This is a genomic window from uncultured Flavobacterium sp., assembly GCF_937967675.1.
Classification (GTDB): Bacteria; Bacteroidota; Bacteroidia; order Flavobacteriales; family Flavobacteriaceae; genus Flavobacterium.
In genome coordinates this window covers 1-1251 of sequence record NZ_CALBSN010000167.1, presented here as the reverse complement: position 1 = coordinate 1251, position 1251 = coordinate 1, and the positions used below count along the sequence as shown (strand labels likewise).

3 protein-coding genes are annotated in these 1251 nt (G+C 33.5%); 1 reads left to right on the top strand and 2 read right to left on the bottom strand.

Annotation, left to right across the window (positions count from 1 at the left end; translation table 11 throughout):
* The coding region (locus Q0075_RS11305; protein WP_297869602.1) for a PLP-dependent transferase at positions 1–194 on the bottom strand (194 nt) is incomplete at its 3' end.
* Positions 195–262: 68 nt separating this feature from the next.
* Entirely contained in the window at positions 263–718 is a 456-nt protein-coding gene (locus Q0075_RS11300; protein WP_297869601.1) for a DinB family protein, read from the bottom strand.
* 79 nt (positions 719–797) lie between these two features.
* Here Q0075_RS11300 and Q0075_RS11295 point away from each other — a divergent pair, with 79 nt between their 5' ends.
* Positions 798–1148 carry an ArsC/Spx/MgsR family protein gene (locus tag Q0075_RS11295; RefSeq protein WP_026725142.1) on the top strand — a complete coding sequence of 117 codons (351 nt, stop codon included), beginning with the start codon at positions 798–800 and terminating at the stop codon, positions 1146–1148.
* Positions 1149–1251 lie beyond the last annotated feature (103 nt).

Genomic DNA, 1251 nt, shown 5'->3' with positions numbered 1-1251 from the left:
TTTTCGATACTTGCTAAAGCATCTTCTAAAGCGGTTCTTGTTGGATTTGCTGCTCTACTATATTCGTAATCGCCAATTGGTTTCCCTGGACTCGATTGTACATAAGTCGATGTTTGAAATACAGGGGGCATTACTGCTCCCGTTACTTTTTCATGATGTTGCCCACCATGTATCGTTTTTGTATTGAATTTCATTTTTTAAAAATTTTTACAAAGGTAAATAAAAGTTGTTTGATGCTGCTTTTCGAATCGTTAACAATTCGCTAAATATGCTTTTTAATCGACATCATAATTCCTAAATGAATTCCTTCGTGATAATTGTTAAATTCCATCGCTTCTTTCCAAGTTCCTAAATGAAATCCCGTTTTGGTTTGATACGGATGAAATTCTTTGAAAATTCCGGCTTCATAATCAGCTTTCGTTTTTTCAACCATTTTTAATAGTAATTTCTTGATTTCATCAACTTCAGCTTGCGTAGTTTTCCCATCTGGACGCGAACCATTTTGATATTTCTCAAAAAGCGAATCCGAAATATGCATTGGCAAACCTGATAAAGCGTAAACCAATTTCTGTTGGGAAACAACTACGTGTCCCAAATTCCAAATCAAATTATTGCTCATTCCTGCTGGAATTGTATTCAATTGTTCCAACGAATAATTATCTAAGAAATTCTTGTATAATCCGCGGCTGGTTTCCCAAATTCTAAAAGTTGCGTCCATGTCTAATTTTTTTATAAAATTACTGATTTTTAGAATTCAAAAGGCTGTATTTTTGCATCAGAAATTGAAAAACATCAAAATGAACAAAATATACTATTTGGCTTCGTGTGATACGTGTCGAAAAATCATCAAATCGTTACCCAATTCTGATAAATTGACGTTTATCGATATTCGTCAAAATCCAATTTCGGAAAGCGATTTAGAAGAAATGTACCAACTTTCGGGAAGTTACGAAGCGCTTTTCAGTAAAAAAGCACAATTGTATAAATCATTAGGTTTAAAAGATAAAAATCTAACGGAAGCCGATTTTAAAAAATACCTTTTAGAACATTACACGTTTTTGAGTCGCCCAGTTTTTATTATCGATGGGAAGATTTACATCGGAAATAGTCCAAAAAACATTCACGAAGTAATTACTGTTTTAAGCTAATGTCAAAAAGAAGTTGGGCACTAGTTGCCGCTACCTTAGTTTCCATTATTTACGGCGTAACTTTTACGATTGCTAAAGATGTTATGCCAAAATATGTCGATGC

What these genes read in the sequence shown, in the direction of transcription:
- Q0075_RS11300 (WP_297869601.1), bottom strand. Translation starts at nt 718, where the DNA reads ATGGACGCAACTTTTAGAATTTGGGAAACCAGCCGCGGATTATACAAG.
- Q0075_RS11295 (WP_026725142.1), top strand. Translation starts at nt 798, where the DNA reads ATGAACAAAATATACTATTTGGCTTCGTGTGATACGTGTCGAAAAATC.